The organism is Caballeronia ptereochthonis (assembly GCF_001545075.1).
Lineage (GTDB): Bacteria > Pseudomonadota > Gammaproteobacteria > Burkholderiales > Burkholderiaceae > Caballeronia > Caballeronia ptereochthonis.
Genome location: NZ_FCOB02000034.1, coordinates 39,629 through 61,044 on the forward strand (window position 1 = coordinate 39,629; position 21,416 = coordinate 61,044).

Here is a 21,416-nt window from a genome sequence, read left to right on the forward strand (position 1 = left end):
CGAATCATGACGCAGACCGTATTGATCATCGGCGCAGGGCAGGCGGGGGCGCGTGCGGCGGAAGCCCTGCGCATGCACGGCTTCGAGGGCAGGGTCGTGCTCGTCGGCGACGAGCGTCACGCGCCGTATGAAAGGCCGCCGCTGTCGAAGGATGTACTCGTCGCGCAGGACGATGCCGACTGCTTCAAGGGCTGGGTGCACGCGGCCGAGCTTTATCGCGATTCACGTATCGAATGGCTCAACGATCGTGTGCTGCAGCTCGATACGCAACGGCACGTCGCGACGCTCGAACGAGGCGGCGAACTGCGCTATGACCATTGTCTTCTGACGACGGGCGGACATGCGCGCCAGTTGCCCGGCGTGCCCGAAGGTCCGCACACGTTCTATCTCCGCACGCTCGACGATGCGATGCGCCTGCGCGCGCGCCTCACGACCGCGCGCTCCGTGGCGGTGATCGGTGCGGGCTTTCTTGGTCTGGAGTTTGCGGCAAGTGCGCGGACACGCGGCCTCGATGTGAGCGTTTTCGAATCCGCATCGAGCTTGCTGAGCCGCGCATTGCCGCCGGCGTTCTCCGAACGCCTGCGCGCGAAGCACGAGACTCACGGCGTGCGTTTCATATTCGGCGCGAAGCAACTGCAAGTGAAGGGACACGCGACGGGTGTGCAAGTGGACTCGGCGAACTTCGATCTGTGCGTGATCGCCATCGGTCAGGAACCGAACGACGAGCTTGCCAAAGCGGCCGGCATCGCGACCGGCAACGGCATCGGCGTGGACCGACATTGCCGCACGTCCGCTCCGGATGTCTACGCCGCGGGCGATTGCGCGAACTTTCCATATGGCGCTTCGGATCGTGCGACGCGTCTGGAATCGTGGCAGAACGCGCAAGAACAGGCGCTCGTCGCGGCGCGCAACATCGTCGGTGAAGCGGCGACGTATGCGCCGACGCCGTGGTTCTGGACCGATCAATACGACTGGAACATCCAGATGCTCGGCATGCCCGACACCGCCGTCGATCAGTGGATCGAACGCGCGGGCGCGGACGGCAAGACCGTGCTGATGGGACTGCGCGACGGCGTCATCGTCCAGGCGCTCGCGATCAATCAGGGTGGCGAGCTGCGTGCGATCAGGCGGCTCGTCGAGGAAGCAACGCCGGTGGACGCCGGCATGCTCGCCGACCCCACGGTCAAGCTGCGCCAGCTCGAACGGCTGACTCGCTCAACACACTCGGGAGATCAAGGTGTACTCGTCTGAAACGATCATCGGCGGCTTCACGCCGCAGTCGAAGAATCCGCCTGTCGAAGGGCTCGTGTGGCCCGAAGAAGGGCTGCAATGCATCCCGGACTGGGTGTACACGAGCGACGCCGTCTATGCCCGCGAAGTCGAGCGGATCTTTCATGGCCGCACCTGGAACTTCGTCGCGCTCGAAGCGGAAGTGCCGAATGCCGGCGATTTCAAGCGTTCTTACGTGGGGCCGACGCCGGTCGTCGTATCGCGTGCGGAAGACGGCTCGATCAACGTGTTCGAGAACCGCTGCTCGCATCGCGGCGCGGAGTTCTGCCGTCACAGCCGCGGCAACAACAAGGAATTCGTGTGCCCTTATCACCAATGGTCGTATGACCTGAAGGGCAATCTTCAGGGCGTGCCGTTCAGGCGCGGCGTGAACAAGCTGGGCGGCATGCCCAAGGATTTCCGCACCGACGAGCACGGCCTGCGCAAGCTCGCGGTCGCGACCCGCAACGGCGTGGTCTTCGCATCGTTCACGCACGACATGGAGTCGCTCGAGGACTATCTCACGCCCGAGATCCTCGAGGATTTCGATGCCGTGTTCAACGGCAAGCGCCTGCGCGTGCTCGGCTTCTACAAGAACGAGCTGCCGTGCAACTGGAAGATGTATCACGAGAACCTTAAAGACCCGTATCACGCGACGCTGCTGCATTCGTTCCTCGTCGTGTTCGGCCTGCTCGTGGCGGGCAACCGTTCGGCGATGGTCGCGGACAGCAAGTACGGCATCCATGGCACGATGGCTTCGGCGAAGAGCGATTCGCTCTATGCGAGCATCGACGAGGAAAAGAAGAAGGAGATGCGCTCGTTCCACGACGGCATGACCCTGCGCGACGAACGCTTCCTCGAGTTCGTCAAGGAGTTCGACTCCGAATGGTCGGTGACGATGCAGACCATCTGGCCGAATCTCATCGTGCAGCGCGAGATGAACACGCTCGGCATCCGCCATATCGTGCCGAACGGGCCGAACAGCATGATCATGCTCTGGACCATGTTCGGCTACGAGGACGACAGCGAGGACATGGTGCGTCACCGTCTGCGCCAGGGCAATCTGATGGGACCGTCGGGTTTTCTGGGCCTCGAAGACAACGAAGCGATGAAGTTCGTCCAGGAAGGCGTGCGCCGCTCGGTGAGCGACCGCAGCATCGTCAGGCTGGACGGCGACAAGATCGGCACGGCTGACAACCTGATCTCCGAGGCTGCCATTCGGGCCATGTACAAACACTATCGTGAAGTCATGGAGTTCTAGATGTTGCCAGGATTCGAGAAGCAGGCCATCGCGCACGACAAGGCGCTCATCGCGCGCGCCGCGGTCGAGGATTTTCATGCCGAATACTGCGCGGTGCTGGACAGTGGCGACATCGAGCGCTGGCCGGAGTTCTTCACCGAGAACTGTCTCTATCGCGTGACCGAGCACGAGAACGTCGCGAACGGTTTCCCGGTCGGCCTCGTGTATGCGGAAGGGCGCGACATGCTGCGCGACCGGGCAGTGGCGATCGCGCGCACGCAGATGTTCGCGCCGCGGCAAATGCTGCATTTCGTGTCGAACGTGCGCATCCTCGATGCGACGGACGAGGAAATCGTCGCACAGAGCAATTACATGCTGCTGCAAACGCTGGTCGAAGGCGCGACGACGCTGCATCAGGCGGGCAGGCTTTTTGATCGTTTCGCGCGCAATGGTAACGTTCTTTTGCTGAAGGAAAGACAGGCGGTCTACGACACAGCGATGATCGCCAACGATCTCGCTTACCCGGTCTGAAGGTCGTTGGATCGTCCATCTCGGAGAGAGCGCATGAGTGATACGGAACACACGGAAGCGCCGGCGGAAAGCGGTGGCGTCGGCGCGCGCGTCAGGCGTCGCGAGGACGAGCGGCATCTGCATGGAAAGGGCAAGTTCGTTGCCGACTATACGTTTCCCGACTTGCAGGAAGTCGCGTTTCTGCGCAGTCCCGTCGCGCATGCGCGCATCGTGCGCATCGGCAAGCCGGAGCGGTACGCGGGGCAGGTGATCTTGCGCGACGACATGCACGGGGCAAGCGATATCGTCGCCGACTCGAGCCTGCCGTCGTACAAGTCTTCGTCGCATCCGCCGCTCGCGTCGGGGAAGGTGCGGTTCGTGGGCGAGCCGGTGGCGATGTGCTTCGCGAAGACGCGCGCGCAGGCCGAGGATATCGCCGAGGAAATCGAACTCGATCTGGAGGAGTTGCCAGCCTTCGCGAACGCATACACCGCGCGCGAACGCACCGATGTCCGCGTGCACGATCACTGGACCGACAATCTCTTTCTGGACCTCAAGGCGGATGTCGACTTCGATGAGCGCGCGAAGGATGCGCCCGTCGTCGTGCGGCAGAAGGTCGATCTCGCGCGCCAGTGCATGGTGCCGATGGAAGGCAAGGCCGTGCTCGCCTACTGGGACCACACGCATTCGCAACTCGTCGTCATCACGTCGACGCAAGTGCCGCATATGATTCGCACGGTGCTGTCGCAGTGTCTGGGCATCGAGCATGCACAGGTGCGTGTCATTTCGCCCGATGTCGGCGGCGCGTTCGGCTACAAGTGCGTGCTCCAGCAGGAGGAGTTGTGCATCGCATGGCTCGCGCTTACGTACAAGAAGCCGTTCCGTTTCATCGAGGATCGGCGCGAGCACCTGATCGCCGGCGCGAACACGCGTCAGCATCATTACGAGCTGACCGCCTATGCCGACAGGAACGGTCGTCTCCTCGCGCTCGACGCGGAGCTTCTGATCGACGGCGGCGCGTATTCGGCGTGGCCCTTCACGATCGGCCTCGAGACGGGGCAAGCGCTCGGCAATCTCCCCGGCCCGTACGATTTCTCGGGCTACCGCTGCCGCACGCAATGCGCGGCGACCAACAAGCCCGGCTTTTTGCCGTATCGCGGCGTGGCGCGCACGGGTGTGTGCTTCGCGATCGAGCTGACGATGGATGCCATCGCGCGCGCAGTTGGACGCGAGGCGTGGGAGGTGCGTCACGACAATCTCGTGCGCGGCGCGGACATGCCCTATACGAACGTCGTGAAGAAGCACTACGACAGCGGCGACTTCCAGGAAAGCCTGCGGCGTGCGGTGGCGCAACTCGACGTTCCGAAGTGGCGCGCGCGGCAGAAGACCGGTGGGAACGATGGGCGTCTCGTCGGTATCGGGTTTGCAACGTTCACCGAGCAGTCCGCGCACGGCACGGCGGTGTTCGCGTCGTGGGGCTTGCCTGTCGTGCCGGGCTACGATCTCGCGACGGTGCGCATCACCGCCGATGGCGGGCTCGAAGTGCGTGCGGGCATTCATTCGCATGGACAGGGCATGGAAACGACGCTCGCGCAGATCGCGAACGAAGTGCTTGGCGTGCCGCTGCAAAAGATCAAGGTCGTGCATGGCGACACGGCCCTCACACCGTATTCGACGGGCACGTATGCGTCGCGCAGCATCGTGATGGCGGGCGGCGCGGTCGCTACGACTTGTCGTGAGCTGGTGCCGCGTCTGCTTTTCATCGGCGCGCATCTGCTTGGTGAAGAGCAGGGCACCGTGCGCTTCGAGAATGGCGAAGTGATCGGCGCAACGGGCAGCGTGTCGATTCAGGAGATCGCGGCTGCGTGGTATCTGCGTCCGGAGCGCTTGCCCGCGGGCGTCAATCTCGCCGGTCTCGAAGCGACGCAAGGCTTCAAGCCGAAAGTCGATACCGGCGCGTTCAGCTACGCGACGCACGCGGCAGCGGTCGCCGTCGATCCGAAGACTGGCGATGTCGAGATCCTCGATTACGTGATCGTCGAGGATTGCGGCCGCATGATCAATCCCATGGTCGTCGAAGGACAGACGATCGGCGGCACGGCGCAGGGCATCGGCACCGCGTTCTACGAAGAAACGCTCTACGACGACAACGCGCAGCCGCTCACGTCGACACTCGCCGATTACATGTTGCCGGGACCGACGGAGTTGCCGTCGCTCAAGATCATCCATATGGAAACGCCGTCGCCTTATACGGAGTTCGGCGCGAAAGGCGTGGGCGAGGGCGGCGCGATCGCACCGCCTGCTGCGCTCTTCAACGCGGTGAACGACGCGCTCACGCCGCTCGGCGCGCTCGTGTCGGAAACGCCTTTGACGCCGCGCCGGTTGCTCGCGGCGATCGAAGCGGCGAAGGCCGCGAAGGCCGCGAAGGCGGCGAGCAGGCAAGAGCTGAGTCAGGAGGTGGCGGGATGAAAGCCGCTGCATTCGAGTATGTGAGAGCGGCGTCGCTGCCCGAAGCGCTCAGGGAGTTGAACAGCGCAAAGCCGATATCCGGCAGCCAGTCGATGGGTCCGATGCTGAACCTGCGTCTCGCACGGCCGGGCCGCGTCGTCGATGTATCGCGCATCGCTGACCTGCGCACCGTCTCCGAAGCCGGCGACTTCGTGCGTGTGGGCGCGGCGGTGACGCATGCCGAAATCGAGGATGGCAAGCACGCGCTCCTGCGTCATCCGTACATGCAGCATGTCGCTGGCGGCATCGCGTATCGCGCGATCCGCAACCGCGGCACGATTGGCGGCAGCCTCGCGCACGCCGATCCCGCCGCGGACTGGCCGCTCGCATTGTCGGCACTGGACGCGCGTCTGGAGTTGTCCAAAGCGGGCGGCACGCGGCACGTGCGCGCGAGCGAGTTCATGCTCGGCGCATTCACGACGCTGCTCGGAGAAGGCGAGATCATCACCGCCATACTGCTGCCGAAACTCGGCCCGACGCTGCGCTGGGGCTATTACAAGCTGTGCCGCAAGACCGGCGAATTCGCGCACGCGAGCGCGGCTGCCGCTTTCGATGCGCGCACCGGACTCGCTCGCGTCGTGCTCGGCGCACTCGACGGGCCACCGGCCGCGCTCGACGAACTCGCCCGACAGATCGCGCAGCACGGCCCGGCCGCCGCCAGCGAGGATGCGCTCGCGCAAGCGGTTGCAAGCGCGATGCCCAACGCGGACAGCATCGACCGATCGATTCATACTGCGGCGCTCGAGCGCTGCCTCGCGCAGGCGTTCGGCACATCGAGCGCGAACCGAGCCTGAAAGAGACTGCAATGTCCGTCATCGAACTCACAATCAACGACTGTTCCGTGCGCAGCGACGTCGAATCGCGCGTGCATCTCGGCGACTTCCTGCGCGATACGCAGAATCTCACGGGCACGCATCTCGGCTGCGAGCACGGCGTGTGCGGCGCGTGTACCGTGCTCGTCGACGGCGAGCCGGTGCGCTCGTGCATCACGTTCGCGGTTGCGTGCGATCAGCAGAAGGTGCGCACCATCGAAGGCTTCGACGACGACGAACTGATGAAGCGCCTGCGCCGTTCCTTCTCGATTCATCACGGCCTGCAATGCGGCTACTGCACGCCGGGCATGCTGATCACCGCGCGCGACATCGTGCGGCGTTTCCCCGATGCCGACGAAGCGCGCATCCGGCTCGAACTGTCGGGCAATCTGTGCCGATGTACGGGCTATATGGGCATCGTCGCGGCGATCAAGGCGGTGCTTCAGGATCTCAAGGGGAATCCGATCGCCGAGGCGCCCGTTGCGCGCGCAATAGTTAGCGATGCAACTACGTCGTCGCCCGCGTTCCAGACGTTCTCCGCCGCACCGGCCAGCGCCTTGCAGGTGCCTGTCGCAGCGAGCACTGCATCGTCGGCTCAACCCGCCGCGCAGCGCAAAGGCTGGACTGCGATCGACGACAGCTTCGTCGTGCCCTTCGCGCTCGACGAGGTCTGGGCATTCATGGGCGATCTGCCATCCGTCACGTCCTGCCTGCCCGGGGCGGAACTGCTGGAACATGACGGCGAAAGCGTGAAGGGGAAGATCGCAATCAAGTTCGGCCCGATGTCGGCGAACTTCGCCGGCGCGGCACGCCTGGAACGCGACGACGCCGCGCATCGCGCCGTCATGCGTGGAGCGGGGCAGGACAACATCAGCCGCTCGCGCGCGAACGGCGATGTCAAATATGCGCTGACGAGCGAGGCAGGCGGCGCGCAGACGCGCGTGGCCGTCACGCTCGAATACATGTTGCAAGGGCCGCTCGCGCAGTTTTCGCGCTCGGGCCTGGTGAAGGATTTCGTGCGGCGGATGATCGCGGATTTCGGCGCGCGCATCACCGCGCAACTCGGCGGCAACGCGGCGCCGGAGGCATCCGCATCGGCATCTGCGGCGAAGTTCAACGCGGGCAGCCTCGTGTGGAGCGTCATCTGGGGCCGCATCAGGCGGTTCTTCGGAAAGGGCGATTGAGTTCCGCTGGCCGCGCCGTGCGCGGTCCGGCGGATCTTCACTTCGATCACATTGTCAGCCTACTGATTAAATGGGGTTCAAATGAGCAAGCGGGTTCGCAAGATTGCGCTGGAGGAGCACTTCAGCACACCGGGTTTTCAGGCGTATTCCAAGAGCTTTACGCAGCACATCGCGCCCGAAGTCCTGCGCGATCTCGCCGCGCGTCTCGCCGATTTCGACGAGCAGCGCATCGTGGAAATGGACCGCGCGGGCATCGACTACACGATTCTTTCGCAGACGGGGCCGAGCGTGCAGGGCGAGCCCCATGCGGCGCTCGCGATCAGCCGCGCGAAGGAGAGCAACGACTTTCTCGCGCAGCAGATCGCGCGGCATCCGGCGCGCTTCGGCGGTTTTGCGACCTTGCCGATGCATACGGCGCAGGCTGCATCCGACGAATTGACGCGCGCCGTTCGCGAGCTCGGTTTCAAGGGCGCGCTCGTAAACGGCCATACGCTGGGTGTCTACTACGACGACCGCGCATACGACCCGTTCTGGGCGACCATGCAGGAACTCGATGTGCCTCTGTACCTGCATCCGACCGACGCATTCGTGAATCCGCGCGTGCTCGACGGTCATCCCGAGCTCACCGGCGCGACGTGGGGCTGGGGCGTCGAAACCGGCAGTCACGCGCTGCGTCTTCTGTTCAGCGGCGTGTTCGATCGTTTTCCCGATCTGAAGATCATTCTCGGCCACATGGGCGAAGGCTTGCCGTTCCTGCGCTGGCGTTTCGACAGCCGCTTCGCCGTCTATTCGCACGGCGTGAGTCTCGAACGCGCGCCGTCGGAGTACATCGGCACGAACATCCTGATCACGACGTCGGGCGTGTGCTCTGCGCCTGCGCTCATGGGCGCGATCGGCGAGATGGGGGCGCAGGCGGTGATGTTCTCGGTGGACTATCCGTACGAATCGACCGAGATCGCAGCGGACTTCATCGAACGGGCGCCGCTCGACGACGCCACGCGCGCGCTCGTCTGCCACGGCAACGCCGAACGCATCTTCCGCCTTTGACATACCGGAACACCTCAAGGACATGGAGCAGCAAATGACGAAGCCCTACCGAATCGGCCAGATCGTGCCGAGCTCGAACACGACGATGGAGACCGAGATTCCCGCGATGTTGCTCGCGCGCCAGACGATCCGGCCCGAACGCTTCACGTTCCATTCGAGCCGCATGCGCATGAAGAATGTGGTCAAGGAAGAACTCGCCGCGATGGACGCGGAGTCGGACCGTTGCGCCGTCGAGCTCTCGGATGCGCGCGTCGATGTGCTCGGCTATGCCTGTCTGGTCGCGATCATGGCGATGGGGCACGGTTACCACCGCGTGTCGCAGAAGCGTCTGCATGAACGCACGGTCGAGAATGGCGGCACCGCACCCGTCATCACGAGCGCGGGCGCGCTGGTCGATGCATTGAAGGTGATCGGCGCGAAGCGCGTCGTGGTCGTCGCGCCTTACATGAAGCCGCTGACCGAGCTCGTGGTCGACTATATCCGCAACGAAGACTACGAAGTCATCGACTATCGCGCGCTGGAGATTCCCGACAACCTCGAAGTCGGCCGCCACGATCCGGCTCGCCTGCCGGAAATCGTGATGTCGACGCGCTATCAGGAGGCGGATGCCATCGTCCTGTCCGCATGCGTGCAAATGCCCTCACTGCCGGTGATCGCAAAGGTCGAGGCGATGACGGGCAAGCCGGTCGTCACGGCCGCGGTCGCGACGACTTACGCGATGCTCAGGCAACTCGGTCTGGAAGCGATCGTTCCCGGAGCGGGCGCGTTGCTGTCCGGCGCGTATTGATCGAGGCCGGCATGTCGACCTATTTATACGGCGCGAATGTTCACGCGAACGGCATCCGTCAGCACTATCTGCGCTATGGCGGCACGCGCGCCGGACGCGATCCGGTGATCATCGTGCCGGGCATCACGAGCCCGGCGGTCACGTGGGGTTTCGTCGCGGAGCACATGGGCAAGGTGTTCGATACCTACGTGCTCGACGTGCGCGGACGCGGTCTGTCATCCGTGTCCGATTCACTCGATTACAGCCTCGATGCGCAAGCAGCCGATCTGATTGCATTTGCAACTACATTGGGCCTCGCTCGATACAGCGTCGTCGGTCATTCGATGGGCGCGCGCATCGGCGTTCGCGCCGCGCGCTCGATGCCTGCGGCCATGGCGCGCCTCGCGATGATCGACCCGCCGGTTTCCGGTCCCGGGCGCCGTCCTTATCCGTCGCAATTGCCGTGGTACATCGATTCGATCCGCCAGTCGCGCGATGGCATGAGCGCCGACGCGATGCGCGCCTTCTGCCCGACATGGACCGATGAGCAGCTCGCTTTGCGTGCCGAATGGCTGCATACATGCGACGAGCGCGCCATCCGCACGAGCTTCGAAGGTTTCCATACCGACGACATTCACGCCGATCTTCCGCATCTGAAGATTCCCGCGCTGCTCGTCACGGCGGGCCGGGGCGACGTGGTGCGCGACACGGATGTCGACGAGATTCGCACCCTCGTGCCGCATCTCGATCACACGCGCGTGCAGAACGCCGGCCACATGATTCCGTGGGACGACGAAGCCGGCTTTTACGCGGCGCTGGGCGATTTCCTCGGTGCATCGCTTCCGCCGCTCGCCGCGCGCCGCTGAATCCGCCATCAAGGAGGCAAACATGCCTGTCAGTGATTACCAGATGGTCGATGCGTGGACCAAGGTGCTCAAGCTCTCGCGTCTCGAACCCGGGCAGACGGTCACCATCCTCACCAGCGCGTCCACGCATCCCCAGACGCTTGCGACCGCGCTGATCGCGGCGCAATCGATGGGTGCGATCGTCAATCGTCTCGATCTTCCGCCCGTGAACGGCGAGAAAGCGTTGAGCCGCGACTCGCTCGCCTACCTCGGCACGACGCCCCTGACCGGCAACCGCGCCGCCATCGCCGCGCTGAAGGAAAGCGATCTCGTGCTCGATCTGATGACGCTGCTCTTCTCGCCGGAGCAACTGGAAATACTCAAGACCGGCACGAAGATTCTGCTTGCCGTGGAGCCGCCCGAAGTGCTCACGCGGCTCGTGCCGGCGCCCGGAGATCGCGAACGCGTGCTTGCCGCACAGGCGCGCATCGCGCGGGCGAAGGAGATGCACATCGTGTCAGCGGCCGGCACGGATTTCCGCTGCCCGCTGGGCGAGTTCGAGCCGATCGCGGAATACGGTTTCGTCGATGAACCCGGACGCTGGGACCACTGGCCGAGCGGCTTCGCGCTGACCTTCCCGAACGATGGCCAGGCGCATGGCCGCATCGTGATCGATCGCGGCGATATCCTGCTGCCGCAGAAGAGCTACGTACAGGACCGCATCGAGCTCACGGTCGAGCGCGGCTACGCGACGCGCGTCGAAGGCGGCGTCGACGCGCAACTGCTCGGCGAATACATGGCGACGTTCGACGATCCCGAAGCGTACGCGATCTCGCACATCGGATGGGGCTTGCAGCCGCGGGCGCACTGGTCAACGCTCGGACTGTACGATCGCGAGGCGACCATCGGCATGGACGCGCGCGCCTTCGAAGGCAACTTCCTGTTCTCGCTCGGCCCGAACAACGAAGCAGGCGGCAGCCGCACGACGGCCTGCCATATCGACATTCCCTTGCGTCATTGCGATGTGTTCCTCGACGGCGAAGCCGTCGTTCGCGATGGCGCGGTGCTCGACCGCTAGATCACAAAAACACGCACATGTCCCACGATATCGAAACCTACAGGCGTCAGAGCTTCGGCTCGACGCTGGAGCCGAAAGCGCCGGTCGGACTGTTGATCGTCGACTTCGTGAACGGCTTTGCGAATCCGGAAGTGTTCGGCGGCGGCAATATCCCGCAGGCCATCGAGCACACCATTCCCTTGCTCGCGCATGCGCGTGACAAGGGCTGGCCGGTTGCGCACAGCCGCATCGTCTTCGCCGACGACGACGCCGATCACAATGTCTTCACGATGAAAGTGCCGGGCCTGCTCGCGCTGAAGGAAGCAGCGCACGACAGCGCGATCGTGCCGCAACTCGCGCCGCGCAAGGGCGAACTCGTCGTGCGCAAGACGGTGCCGTCGGCGTTCTTCGGCACGCCGCTCGCGGCGTGGCTCACGCAGCACGGCGTGCGCACGCTCGTGATCGCGGGCGCGGTGACGAGCGGCTGCGTGCGATCGTCCGTCGTCGATGCGATGCAATACGGTTTTCGCCCGTTCGTGCTCTCCGACTGCGTCGGCGACCGTGCGATCGCGCCGCACGAAGCGAATCTCTTCGACATGGCGCAGAAGTACGCCGCCGTGATGAAGCGTGACGAGGCGCTCGAACTGCTCAAGGATCTTTGATCATCCGGTAGTAATCAGGTAGAAATCCGGTAGTACGGCGCGCTTCACGCAAGCGGGCCGCCACGCGCATGGGATCGACATGGCCACGTCTCTTTCGGAGCGGTCGCACCGCGTAGTCACGCGCCAGGAATTCACGCTGATCATCGCGTCTTCGTTCGGCGCGCTGCTCGAATGGTATGACTTCTACATCTACGCCGCGCTGGCGGGCACGTTCAGCACCTTGTTCTTCCCGAGCGGCAACGATACCGTCGCTTTTCTCGCGAGCCTCGCCACTTTCGGCGCGGGCTTTCTCGTGCGTCCGCTCGGCGCGCTTTTCTTCGGACGGCTCGGCGACCGGATCGGGCGCAAGTACACGTTCATGGCGACCATCGTGCTGATGGGCGTCGCGACCGTCGGGGTGGGCTTGCTGCCGTCGTTCGAGAAGATCGGCATGATGGCACCGGTCCTGCTCGTCTCACTGCGGCTTTTGCAGGGTTTCGCGCTCGGCGGCGAAACCGGCGGCGCCGCGACCTATCTCGCCGAGCATTCACCGGCCGAGCGTCGCGGCTTCCATACGAGCTCGCTGCAAACCACGGCGACGCTCGGGCTGCTCGCCTCGATCGCCGCGGTCAGCGTGAGCCGCGCCGCGATGGACGAAGCCGCGTTCCAGAGCTGGGGCTGGCGCATGCCGTTCGTCATCTCGATCGTGCTGCTGGCCGTCTCGGTCTATCTGCGCACGAAGCTCGCCGAATCGCCGACGTTTCGCGACATGAAGCAGGCGGGCCGGCTGTCGAAATCGCCGATAGGGGAGAGCTTCGGCAAGTGGGAGAATCTCAAGTACGTGCTGATCATGCTGTTCAGCACGGCCTCGGGCGTGGGCGTCGTGTTCGGAACCGGGCACTTCTATTCGATGTATTTCCTGCAGAACACGCTGAAGGTCGCGCCGAACACGGTGAGTCTGTTTCTTGCGATCGCGCTGATCGCCGTGTTTCCGTTCTACCTCGTGTTCGGCTGGCTGTCGGATCGCATCGGGCGGAAGTGGATCATGATGCTGGCGTGCCTTTTGCTCGCCGCGACCACGCAGCCCATCTTCCACGCGCTCACGCATTACGCGAATCCTCAGCTCGAAGCGTTCCAGAAGCAGGCGCCCGTGACGGTCCGTGCGAACGATTGCCGCTTCACGCTGTTCTCCGCGCCGGTGACGGAATGCGACCGCATACGCTCGTTCCTGAGTGCGTCGGGCGTGTCGTACAGTCAGGCGCCGCAGCGGGCGGGCGAGGGGGCATCGGCGGAGATCGGCTCGATCGTGGTGCACGGCGACGACCGGCGCGAGCTGGAGAAAGCACTGGTCGCCTCGGGCTGGTCCGCGCATGCCGACCCCGCCAGGATCGACGCGCCGATGGTCGTCTTCCTGATGTGGCTACTGCTGCTCTACCTCGCGATGGTCTACGGACCGATGGCCGCGTTCATGGTCGAGCTCTTCCCGGCGCGCATCCGCTATACGTCGCTTTCATTGCCGTTCCATCTCGGCTCGGGCTGGTTCGGCGGCATGCTGCCTTTCGTGGTGTCCGCGATGGCGGTCGCGCGCGGCAACGTGTACTTCGGGCTCTGGTATCCGATCGTGATCGCCGCCGTGTCGTTCGCGGTCGGCGCGCTCTTCGTGCCGGAGACGTACCGCCGCGATATCACACAGTAGTCAGTCGAAATGCTTGAGGGAGGTGCGGCCGTACTGGTTATTGCCTTCGACGAGTTGCATCATCATGCGCACGAAATGAACGCGATCTTCGGGGCTCAGCGGGTTCAGGAACCTCACCTGGGCTTCGCGCATGCTGCCGTACATGTCCTTCATCACGCGACGTCCTTTCGCGGTGATGTTGGCGATCTTGAGACGCCCGTCGTGCGGGCTCGGCTCACGCTTGACGAGGCCGCGCTCCTCGAGGCGGCGCAGCACGTCGGCCATGGTGGTCCGATCGACGCCGACTTCCGCGCACAGCGAGGTCTGATCGAGCCCGGGACGCTCGCTCAGTGTCGTCAGCAAGCCATACTGCACCGGCGTGATGGCGAAGTCCTTGCAGCACTCGAAGAAGAGCGCGATATGGATCTGATTGAGCCGCCGGATCAGAAACCCCGGGCGCTGCCACAAATGGCCGGTCTCGATTCCGCTATCGGAAGCGGCCGCTTTTTTCTCGGCTACGGTGCCCATCCTTCACCTTTCTGGAAGAAGTCGTGTCACTCAGGAGTGTAGCGTTCGCACGTCGCGATGTCATAGGCGATGTCATGGGCGATGTCACGAACATGTGCGCGCACGGTGTCGATGCACTGCAACCGGAGCCACGGACCATCGCGAAATTGTAGGTGCAATCAGAGTTGCGCTGCCATTTTTTTCCGGATACAAAGCTATCTATCAGCGTACTGACGAAATGCTGATGGCAGCAGCGCAAGAAGTCAATGATGGATGTCAATACACGAAGTCAACAGAACGATGCGTCGCGCAGGCATCAGAGCGGATCTGCTCGTGCGTTCCATGGAGCCGGACGCACGAATAATCAGCATGCTGATTAAATGGCGAATGCGTTAAACGTCACCTCACTCGGAGTCTGGAGCCAAAGATGAGTTCTACCCCTGTACAGACGGACGACGTCGCCATTCAAGGGCGGTCGATGTCACGCAACGATATCAAGACGCTGATGCTGGCGTCGCTCGGCGGTGCGCTGGAGTACTACGATTTCATCGTCGCGGTGTTCTTCACCAAGCTGCTGGCGACCGTGTTCTTCCCGCCGCAGACGCCCGAATGGCTCTCGCAGCTCGAAGTGTTCTGTATTTTCGCGGCGGGCTATCTCGTTCGTCCGATCGGCGGCATTTTCTTCGCACACTTCGGCGACCGCATCGGCCGCAAGAAGATGTTCGCGCTGAGCCTGTTTTTGATGGCCGCGCCGACGCTGCTCATCGGTCTGTTGCCGAGCTACGCGACGCTCGGCATCGTCGCGCCGCTGCTCTTCCTGCTGTGCCGCGTCCTGCAGGGGCTTTCGGTCGGCGGCGAAGTGCCGGGCGCGTGGATCTTCTGCGCGGAGCACGTGAAGCGCGACCGCGTGGGTCTCGCGTGCGGGCTGCTGATGTCGGGTCTCTGCACGGGCATCCTGCTCGGCGCGCTGTCGGCCAAGTTCCTGATCGGCAACATGGAGACTGCCGATCTGAAGAGCTGGGGCTGGCGTCTGCCGTTCATCGCGGGCGGGGTGTTCGGTCTGATCTCGGTCTATCTGCGCCGCTATCTGCAGGAGACGCCGGTATTCGAGGCGCTGCGCGCGAAGCGTGAAGCGGACGCGCGTCTGCCGCTCGCGGTCGTGCTGAAGGATCATCGAGGCGCGGTCATCGTCTCGCTGCTGGCGACATGGGTGTTCTCGGGCATCTTCGTGCTGTACTTCCTTTACACGCCGACGTTCCTGCAATCGCAGTTCCACTTCGCGCCGAAGGACGTCTTCACCAACAACTCGTGGTCGATCCTCGGGCTGATCCTCGGCAGCACGTTCGCCGGATGGGCCGCCGACAGGATCGGCGGAGGGCGCGCCTACGCGATCGGCAGTATCGCGATGCTGCTCGTCTCCGGCGCGTTCTACATGAGCCTGAACGCAGGCGGCCAGTGGGTGTGGACGCTCTACGTCCTCGGCGGCTTCCTGATCGGGACCATCACGCTCGGGCCGTACATCATCGTGAAGAGTTTTCCGCCCGAAGTGCGCTTCACGGGTTTCGCGCTTTCGTACAACACCGCCTACGCGATTTTCGGCGGCACCGCACCGGCGGTCGCCTCGTTCATGGTGGGGCGGCAGGGCATCACGATGGCGCCCGCATGGTACATTGGCGCGCTGTGCGTGCTCGGCGTGATCATCGGCCTCATCTGGCGTGCGCCCGTGCATGCCGAAGCGGCGGCCGTGCATTGACGTCGAGCCTTTGATCGTTGTGACCCTGCGCGGAATCCGGCGCAGGCGAGTTCCCGTCCGAGCGTGACTTATGTCTGTTGGCGATGCATCCGGGACCGGCCTCGGCCGGTCGTGGCTCCTGTACTTCACGCTCGCGTTCGCGAGCATGAGCTTTTCCGCGACGGGACCCGTCGCGATCATCATCGCCGCCTCGCGGGAAGGCGGCCTGACTTTCGCGCAGACGTCGTCGTGGCTCTTCGCCTCGATCGGCATCAACGGGTTCGCGAGCATCGCGATCAGCTGGAAGACGCGCCAGCCCTTGCTCTTTCTCTGGACGATTCCCGGCGCGATTCTCGCCGCGCCGGTGATCGCGCAATACGGTTTCGGCGCGGCGGTGGGCACGTATCTCGTATGCGCGGCCGTGCTGCTCGTGCTCGGCGTGACGAACCTCGTCGGCTTGCTGGACAGGTGGGTGCCGATGCCCATCGTCATGGCGATGATCGCCGGGCTGTTCATCAAGTACGTGCTCGCCGTCGTGCATTCGACCGTGGCCGCGCCGCTCATCGGCGCCGGCATGCTGCTGACGTTCTTCGGTCTGATGTGGCTCGAACGCCGCAATGCGGCGCCCATGCCGCCGCTCATCGGCGCGATGCTGACTGGCGCGGCGATTCTCTTCGCCACGGGCTTCCGGTTGCCGAGCCATGCCGGCGGCGCATGGACGGCCACGCCGGCGCTCGTCATGCCGCGCTTCGATATTCACGCGATCTCGCAACTCCTGCTGCCGATGCTCATCACCGTGCTCTTCGTGCAGAATGCGCAAGGCATCGCGGTGACGCGCGCCTCGGGCTATCGCACGTCGCTGCGGCTCGTGACCCTCTATAGCGGCGTGCTCACGGCGATTACCGCGCCGTTCGGCGGCTGTCCGTCCGTGCTGGCGGGGCCGAGCAACGCGATTCTGGTGTCGGGCGGCACGCATGGGCGACATTACATCGGCGCATTGATCGCGGGTGTCATATGCGCGCTGATCGGCGTATTCGCCACTGCTTATGTGTTCCTGCTGACGAGCCTGCCGGGCGTGTACATCGCGATACTCGCCGGACTCGCGATGATGGGCGTGCTGGAAAAATCGTTCATCAGCGCGTTCCGCTCGGCCTTGCCCTTGAGCGCGATGATCGTGTTCGTCGTCACCCTGAGCGATGTGACACTGCTCGGCATCGGCGCTGCGTTCTGGGGCGTGGTGGCGGGATGTCTCGTCTATTACGCGATCGAGCGGCCTCATTCGGGCGAAGCTCATTCGTAGACGACTTCGCGGCCGGAGTCGGTCGTCGTTAAGCAGGTACGTCGCACGCCGGTTTCGCTGCCCTCGCATCCTTCTCGACGTCTGAAAATGGGCGATCAGCCCGTTTTTGCGTTGTTTGAATACGCATTGACGTAATAACTGCATCTTCCGGATTATTTGAACACGACAATTCCTATTCTCTTTTGAATTTAACTATTCCCATGTTTTTAAACAAAATTTACAACTCTAAAAAAAGGGTGAGTAAATCGCTGTTTTTAGGCATTTATTTGATGATGGACGTAAACTCTCGATTGTGCGTTAATAGCGACCGATTTCAGAGTAAATCGGCGAGAAAAGACAAATCAAAAGCGACGTTTATCTCGATCAGTCAATATAACGGCGCGTGCACCGACGAGAATTCGATGAGTCTTCCAACTATCCTCGGTAAAAATCAGGCAATACAGGCGCGAGCGGAGCCAATCGGTTTCGAGCAATCCATGCGCAAATACCTATGCGATTCGCACACAGTCTTTCAGGCTCATTCAAGCGAGAAAGCATTCAATCCCGGCGCCGGGCCGAACGGCGATGAACCCGGCAAGCGTGGCGTCGAGGAAAACAGGACGAAGGGGCGCACGGCATGACCACCACCCGCGGCTTGCGTCGCGCCGACAGCTACCTGTTGCCGACGCTCATCGACCGGCTGCGCGACGATGCCCCGCACCGGCAGACCGAGGTGCCCGGCGAATATGCGGTCACACGTGCGCAGTTGCGCGACATCATCCAGCGCGATCTCGCGTACCTGCTCAATGCCACGAATCTGGGCGATCTGATCGATCCTCAACGCTATCCGCATGTCGCCGGGTCGACCGTGAACTTCGGCGTGCCGCCGCTGACGGGCGCGTTCATGGCCACGCGCCAGTGGTCGGATATCGAGCAGACCATCAAGCAGGCGATTCTGACCTTCGAGCCGCGGCTCGTCCCCGCGTCGATTCGGGTGGTACCGAGGAGCGACAACGATCGAAAGGGTCGCCACGGTCAGGTGGCCTTCGAGATTCACGGGTTTATCCGGACGGAACCGTATCCGCTGGAATTCATGGTGCAAAGCTCGCTCGATCTGGAGACGAGCCGTCTGCACGCGCACACAAGCCGAGCCTGACCAGACCGCACACAAACCGCCGAAAGCCGCATGGACCCGCGACTACTCGAGTACTACAACCAGGAGCTCATCTACCTGCGCGAGAGCGCGGGCGAGTTCGCGCTGGCGCACCCGAAGATCGCGCGGCGTCTCGGGCTGCAGGCTGGCGAGATGACCGACCCCTATGTGGAGCGCCTGATCGAGTCTTTCTGCTTCATGGCGGCGCGCATGAGGATCAAGCTCGATGCCGAGTTTCCGCGCTTCACGCAACGCCTGCTCGAGGTGACCTACCCGAACTATGTCTCGCCGACGCCGTCGATGGCGGTGGCGCGCATTTATCCGGCCCATACCAAAGGCAACCTCAACGAGGGCTTCGCCGTGCGGCGCGGCACGACCCTCAGGACGCGAACGCCGAGCGGCGAGCGCACGCCGTGCACGTTTCGCACGAGCCAGGATGTCGTGCTGTATCCGCTGGAGATCGTCCACGCGAAGCTAACCGGTGTTCCGCCCGACATTCCGGGGCTCGAGCGCTATGTTCCGGCGCACGCCCAGATACGTGGCGCGCTGCGTCTGCGCATTCGAACCACGAACGGTTCGCGCATCTCGACACTGGAGAACCTGGATCGTCTGCCGGTCTATCTGACGGGCGATGAGCACGTCGCCTCGCATCTCTTCGAGCTCGTGCATGCGGCGGGGCTCGCGTCGATCGTCGGCGATCCGGACGGATTCGGCGACTCGAACCGGCCCTTCGCGGCCGTGACCTCCGATGCCGTGGTCCATGAAGGGCTCGGCCCGAATCAGGGCATGCTGCCGCTCACGTGGTCCAAGTTCCACGGGCACAACCTGCTGCATGAATATTTCGCGTGCCCGAGCCGGTTCTATTTCTTCACGCTCTCGGGATTGCGGGAGGGACTCGGACGCGCCAAGGGCGCAGAAGCGGAGATCGTCGTGCTGCTCGATCGCGCACCTCATCAGCTCGCGAGTCTTGTCGATGCGTCGCGCTTCGCGCTCTTTTGCACGCCCGTCATCAACCTGTTTCCGCACAGGCTGGATCGCATCGAACTGTCGGAGGCCGGCACCGAGTTTCACCTGGTGCCCAAACGCCAGTCGCCGCTCGACTACGAAGTGTTTTCGGTCGACGCGTTGCATGCGCGCGTCAAGGCGAACTCCGAGACACTCGAATTCCGCGCGCTCTATCAGACGCTCAATCGTGACGAAGGCAATCATGGCCGCTACTTCTCGATGCGCCGCGAGCGGCGTCTGCTTTCGGACAAGTCACGACGCTATGGCACGCGCACGCCTTACATCGGCACCGAGACGTTCGTGTCACTCGTCGATCAGCACGAAGCGCCGTACCACGAAGGCATGCGTTATCTCTCGGCCGATGCTTGGCTGACCAACCGCGACTTGCCGCTGCTCGTGCCGCGCGACGGAGTGAACGATTTTCAGCCGCCGGAAGACAGCGGCGAGCCGATTGCGAGCATCGGGCTGATTCGGCCGCCCAGCGCACCGCGCCCGCCCTATGCGGAAGGCGAGACCGCATGGCGTCTGATCCGGCAGTTGAACTTCAATTATCTGCCGCTGGAGGATCTCGACCATCGGCCCGGCGGGCAGGGCTTGCGCGACATGCTGAGGCTCTTTCTCAGCGGTGACGACGCCGAGCATCAGCGTCAGGTCGAAAGCCTCGTGGGTGTCAAGACGAGCCCGGTAACGCGCAAGCTGCCTGGCGCCGGCCCGCTCGTGTTCGGACGCGGCATCGAATGCCAGTTGACGGTCGACGAAACCGGCTTCTCGGGAACCAGCCCGTATCTCATCGGGTTGATCCTCGAACATTATCTTGCGCGCCATGTGTCGATCAATTCATTCACGCAAACCGAGCTGATCTCGATGCAGCGCGGGCGCATCATGCGCTGGCCGGTGCGCATGGGCAAGCGCGGGGTGACGTGATGGAGCGCATTCCCTTCGCGGACCTGCCGCGCAAGTCCGCGTGCTCAACGGAATTCATCGGGCGCCTTCAGGCCGAACCCTGGCGTTTCGGTTTTCTGTCGCTGATGCGGCGCATTGGCGCTGACGCCCGCATCGATCCGATCGGCAACGCCACGCGTCCGGGCGCCGAACCGTTTCGCCTCGGACAGCAACCGAGCCTCGCGTTTTCGCCGCGAGAGATTGCGAGCGTCGGTGAGCTGGACGGGCGCTTGCAGGTGCGTCTGTTCGGGCTCGGATCGCTCGGTCCGAACGGACCGCTGCCCATTCACGTGACGGAAATCGCGCGCGAGCGTGAGGAAAGCCGGCGCGACAGCACGCTGAGCCGCTTTCTCGATATCTTCCATCATCGATATCTGACGCTGCTGTATCGCGCGTGGAGCTCCGCTCAGGCGGCGGCGGGGCTGGATCGCGCGGATGACGAGACGTTCTCTTTCTATGTGGCGAGTCTCACTGGGCAAGACTGCGCGGAAATTGCCGACCGCGCGTTGCCCGCGCACGCGCAACTGGCGGCATCGGCCAACCTGGTGCGCGAGGCGCGTGACCCGGATGGGTTGCGCATGACGCTGGAGCACTATTTCGGCGTGCCCGTGAGCCTCGACGAGTACGTCTTCCATTGGGTCAAGGTGGCTCGCGACGAACAGACGCATCTGGGCGAACTCACCGCGGCATCGGTCATGGGCGACGGCGCGATGCTCGGCGAGCAGGCGCCGGACCGTCAGTTTCGCTTTCGCCTGGTGATCGGACCCGTCGATATCGACATGTATCTGCGCTTCACGCCGCGCGGCGCGGCGCTGCAGGAACTCGTCGACATGGTGCGCAGCTTCGTCGGGCGGGAGTTTCAGTGGGAGCTGGAGTTGTGCCTCAAGCCACGAGGCGCGCCGCCTGCGGTGATCGGTGGAGAGCAAGCGTTGGGATGGTCGGGATGGCTCGGGCACTCGCCCGACGGCAAACCGATCACCGGCATGCGGTTCGATCCCGAGGACTATGTGACTCGCGACGGGCAACCGCGTGATCGAGACGCCAACGAGCAAAGCGCTACCGCTGAACGCGATATGTCGGACAGTCGACGCGTTTTGCCAGTCATCAGCTTCATTCCGAGGGGTTCCTGACGTGTCGAAATTCTTCGCGACCAAGGCGTTCGAAGGCGAGAGGCTTTCGAGCATGCGCACCGCAGTGCCGCCGCACGACAGGCCGGCGGGGACGATCAGGCACGCGGCATCGCC

At 63.6% G+C, this 21,416-nt stretch carries 19 protein-coding genes; 18 read left to right on the forward strand and 1 reads right to left on the reverse strand.

The features are described 5' to 3' along the window. Positions 1 to 6: 6 nt before the first annotated feature. The 12 genes from AWB83_RS28785 to AWB83_RS28840 all read left to right on the forward strand — a co-directional run bounded on the left by AWB83_RS28785 (position 7) and on the right by AWB83_RS28840 (position 13,575). Positions 7 to 1,251, forward strand: a complete 1,245-nt coding sequence (locus AWB83_RS28785) for an NAD(P)/FAD-dependent oxidoreductase (RefSeq protein ID WP_087049026.1) — start codon at positions 7 to 9, stop codon at positions 1,249 to 1,251. Beyond that, a complete protein-coding gene (locus AWB83_RS28790; RefSeq protein ID WP_087049027.1) occupies positions 1,238 to 2,530 on the forward strand; it encodes an aromatic ring-hydroxylating dioxygenase subunit alpha in 1,293 nt (430 codons plus the stop codon). The genes AWB83_RS28785 and AWB83_RS28790 overlap by 14 nt, the downstream gene beginning before the upstream one ends. Beyond that, complete coding sequence (locus AWB83_RS28795; RefSeq protein ID WP_087049028.1) at positions 2,531 to 3,040, forward strand: aromatic-ring-hydroxylating dioxygenase subunit beta; 510 nt, start codon at positions 2,531 to 2,533, stop codon at positions 3,038 to 3,040. Positions 3,041 to 3,073: 33 nt separating this feature from the next. Continuing rightward, positions 3,074 to 5,488 carry a xanthine dehydrogenase family protein molybdopterin-binding subunit gene (locus AWB83_RS28800; RefSeq protein ID WP_087049029.1) on the forward strand — a complete coding sequence of 805 codons (2,415 nt, stop codon included), beginning with the start codon at positions 3,074 to 3,076 and terminating at the stop codon, positions 5,486 to 5,488. Next, the gene (locus AWB83_RS28805; RefSeq protein ID WP_087049030.1) at positions 5,485 to 6,321 is read left to right on the forward strand and encodes an FAD binding domain-containing protein; all 837 of its coding nucleotides are present in this window, start codon (positions 5,485 to 5,487) and stop codon (positions 6,319 to 6,321) included. The genes AWB83_RS28800 and AWB83_RS28805 overlap by 4 nt, the downstream gene beginning before the upstream one ends. A gap of 11 nt (positions 6,322 to 6,332) precedes the next feature. Continuing rightward, positions 6,333 to 7,523, forward strand: a complete 1,191-nt coding sequence (locus AWB83_RS28810) for a xanthine dehydrogenase family Fe-S subunit (RefSeq protein WP_087049031.1) — start codon at positions 6,333 to 6,335, stop codon at positions 7,521 to 7,523. An 81-nt stretch (positions 7,524 to 7,604) separates the two neighbouring features. Then, positions 7,605 to 8,570 carry an amidohydrolase family protein gene (locus AWB83_RS28815; protein ID WP_087049032.1) on the forward strand — a complete coding sequence of 322 codons (966 nt, stop codon included), beginning with the start codon at positions 7,605 to 7,607 and terminating at the stop codon, positions 8,568 to 8,570. A 34-nt stretch (positions 8,571 to 8,604) separates the two neighbouring features. After that, a complete protein-coding gene (locus tag AWB83_RS28820; RefSeq protein ID WP_087049051.1) occupies positions 8,605 to 9,357 on the forward strand; it encodes a maleate cis-trans isomerase family protein in 753 nt (250 codons plus the stop codon). An 11-nt stretch (positions 9,358 to 9,368) separates the two neighbouring features. After that, positions 9,369 to 10,202, forward strand: a complete 834-nt coding sequence (locus AWB83_RS28825; RefSeq protein ID WP_087049052.1) for an alpha/beta fold hydrolase — start codon at positions 9,369 to 9,371, stop codon at positions 10,200 to 10,202. 22 nt (positions 10,203 to 10,224) lie between these two features. Then, positions 10,225 to 11,259 carry a 2,5-dihydroxypyridine 5,6-dioxygenase NicX family protein gene (locus tag AWB83_RS28830; RefSeq protein ID WP_087049053.1) on the forward strand — a complete coding sequence of 345 codons (1,035 nt, stop codon included), beginning with the start codon at positions 10,225 to 10,227 and terminating at the stop codon, positions 11,257 to 11,259. Positions 11,260 to 11,276: 17 nt separating this feature from the next. Continuing rightward, complete coding sequence (locus AWB83_RS28835; RefSeq protein WP_087049033.1) at positions 11,277 to 11,900, forward strand: N-carbamoylsarcosine amidohydrolase; 624 nt, start codon at positions 11,277 to 11,279, stop codon at positions 11,898 to 11,900. Between the two features lie 79 nt (positions 11,901 to 11,979). Beyond that, positions 11,980 to 13,575, forward strand: a complete 1,596-nt coding sequence (locus AWB83_RS28840; RefSeq protein WP_087049034.1) for an MFS transporter — start codon at positions 11,980 to 11,982, stop codon at positions 13,573 to 13,575. Here AWB83_RS28840 and AWB83_RS28845 read toward each other — a convergent pair whose 3' ends face one another. After that, on the reverse strand, positions 13,576 to 14,082 hold the full coding sequence (locus AWB83_RS28845; protein ID WP_208636815.1) for a MarR family winged helix-turn-helix transcriptional regulator: 507 nt from the start codon (positions 14,080 to 14,082) through the stop codon (positions 13,576 to 13,578). 406 nt (positions 14,083 to 14,488) lie between these two features. On the opposite strand from AWB83_RS28845, the gene AWB83_RS28850 reads away from it, so the two are divergent. The 6 genes from AWB83_RS28850 to tssG all read left to right on the forward strand — a co-directional run bounded on the left by AWB83_RS28850 (position 14,489) and on the right by tssG (position 21,302). Then, complete coding sequence (locus tag AWB83_RS28850) at positions 14,489 to 15,814, forward strand: MFS transporter (RefSeq protein WP_167389177.1); 1,326 nt, start codon at positions 14,489 to 14,491, stop codon at positions 15,812 to 15,814. 70 nt (positions 15,815 to 15,884) lie between these two features. Beyond that, positions 15,885 to 17,093, forward strand: coding sequence for a benzoate/H(+) symporter BenE family transporter (locus AWB83_RS28855; protein ID WP_087049036.1), 1,209 nt, complete (start codon positions 15,885 to 15,887; stop codon positions 17,091 to 17,093). Between the two features lie 269 nt (positions 17,094 to 17,362). After that, the gene (locus AWB83_RS36565) at positions 17,363 to 17,713 is read left to right on the forward strand and encodes a hypothetical protein (RefSeq protein ID WP_159463087.1); all 351 of its coding nucleotides are present in this window, start codon (positions 17,363 to 17,365) and stop codon (positions 17,711 to 17,713) included. Next, entirely contained in the window at positions 17,710 to 18,228 is a 519-nt protein-coding gene (gene tssE / locus AWB83_RS28860; protein ID WP_087049037.1) for a type VI secretion system baseplate subunit TssE, read from the forward strand. The genes AWB83_RS36565 and tssE overlap by 4 nt, the downstream gene beginning before the upstream one ends. Positions 18,229 to 18,258: 30 nt before the next feature. Further along, positions 18,259 to 20,154, forward strand: a complete 1,896-nt coding sequence (gene tssF / locus AWB83_RS28865) for a type VI secretion system baseplate subunit TssF (protein ID WP_087049038.1) — start codon at positions 18,259 to 18,261, stop codon at positions 20,152 to 20,154. Further along, positions 20,154 to 21,302, forward strand: a complete 1,149-nt coding sequence (gene tssG / locus AWB83_RS28870) for a type VI secretion system baseplate subunit TssG (RefSeq protein WP_087049039.1) — start codon at positions 20,154 to 20,156, stop codon at positions 21,300 to 21,302. The genes tssF and tssG overlap by 1 nt, the downstream gene beginning before the upstream one ends. Positions 21,303 to 21,416: the final 114 nt, after the last annotated feature.

What these genes read in the sequence shown, in the direction of transcription:
- AWB83_RS28785 (WP_087049026.1), top strand. Translation starts at nt 7, where the DNA reads ATGACGCAGACCGTATTGATCATCGGCGCAGGGCAGGCGGGGGCGCGT.
- AWB83_RS28795 (WP_087049028.1), top strand. Translation starts at nt 2,531, where the DNA reads ATGTTGCCAGGATTCGAGAAGCAGGCCATCGCGCACGACAAGGCGCTC.
- AWB83_RS28800 (WP_087049029.1), top strand. Translation starts at nt 3,074, where the DNA reads ATGAGTGATACGGAACACACGGAAGCGCCGGCGGAAAGCGGTGGCGTC.
- AWB83_RS28805 (WP_087049030.1), top strand. Translation starts at nt 5,485, where the DNA reads ATGAAAGCCGCTGCATTCGAGTATGTGAGAGCGGCGTCGCTGCCCGAA.
- AWB83_RS28810 (WP_087049031.1), top strand. Translation starts at nt 6,333, where the DNA reads ATGTCCGTCATCGAACTCACAATCAACGACTGTTCCGTGCGCAGCGAC.
- AWB83_RS28815 (WP_087049032.1), top strand. Translation starts at nt 7,605, where the DNA reads ATGAGCAAGCGGGTTCGCAAGATTGCGCTGGAGGAGCACTTCAGCACA.
- AWB83_RS28820 (WP_087049051.1), top strand. Translation starts at nt 8,605, where the DNA reads ATGACGAAGCCCTACCGAATCGGCCAGATCGTGCCGAGCTCGAACACG.
- AWB83_RS28825 (WP_087049052.1), top strand. Translation starts at nt 9,369, where the DNA reads ATGTCGACCTATTTATACGGCGCGAATGTTCACGCGAACGGCATCCGT.
- AWB83_RS28830 (WP_087049053.1), top strand. Translation starts at nt 10,225, where the DNA reads ATGCCTGTCAGTGATTACCAGATGGTCGATGCGTGGACCAAGGTGCTC.
- AWB83_RS28835 (WP_087049033.1), top strand. Translation starts at nt 11,277, where the DNA reads ATGTCCCACGATATCGAAACCTACAGGCGTCAGAGCTTCGGCTCGACG.
- AWB83_RS28840 (WP_087049034.1), top strand. Translation starts at nt 11,980, where the DNA reads ATGGCCACGTCTCTTTCGGAGCGGTCGCACCGCGTAGTCACGCGCCAG.
- AWB83_RS28845 (WP_208636815.1), bottom strand. Translation starts at nt 14,082, where the DNA reads ATGGGCACCGTAGCCGAGAAAAAAGCGGCCGCTTCCGATAGCGGAATC.
- AWB83_RS28850 (WP_167389177.1), top strand. Translation starts at nt 14,489, where the DNA reads ATGAGTTCTACCCCTGTACAGACGGACGACGTCGCCATTCAAGGGCGG.
- AWB83_RS28855 (WP_087049036.1), top strand. Translation starts at nt 15,885, where the DNA reads ATGTCTGTTGGCGATGCATCCGGGACCGGCCTCGGCCGGTCGTGGCTC.
- AWB83_RS36565 (WP_159463087.1), top strand. Translation starts at nt 17,363, where the DNA reads ATGATGGACGTAAACTCTCGATTGTGCGTTAATAGCGACCGATTTCAG.
- tssE (WP_087049037.1), top strand. Translation starts at nt 17,710, where the DNA reads ATGACCACCACCCGCGGCTTGCGTCGCGCCGACAGCTACCTGTTGCCG.
- tssF (WP_087049038.1), top strand. Translation starts at nt 18,259, where the DNA reads ATGGACCCGCGACTACTCGAGTACTACAACCAGGAGCTCATCTACCTG.
- tssG (WP_087049039.1), top strand. Translation starts at nt 20,154, where the DNA reads ATGGAGCGCATTCCCTTCGCGGACCTGCCGCGCAAGTCCGCGTGCTCA.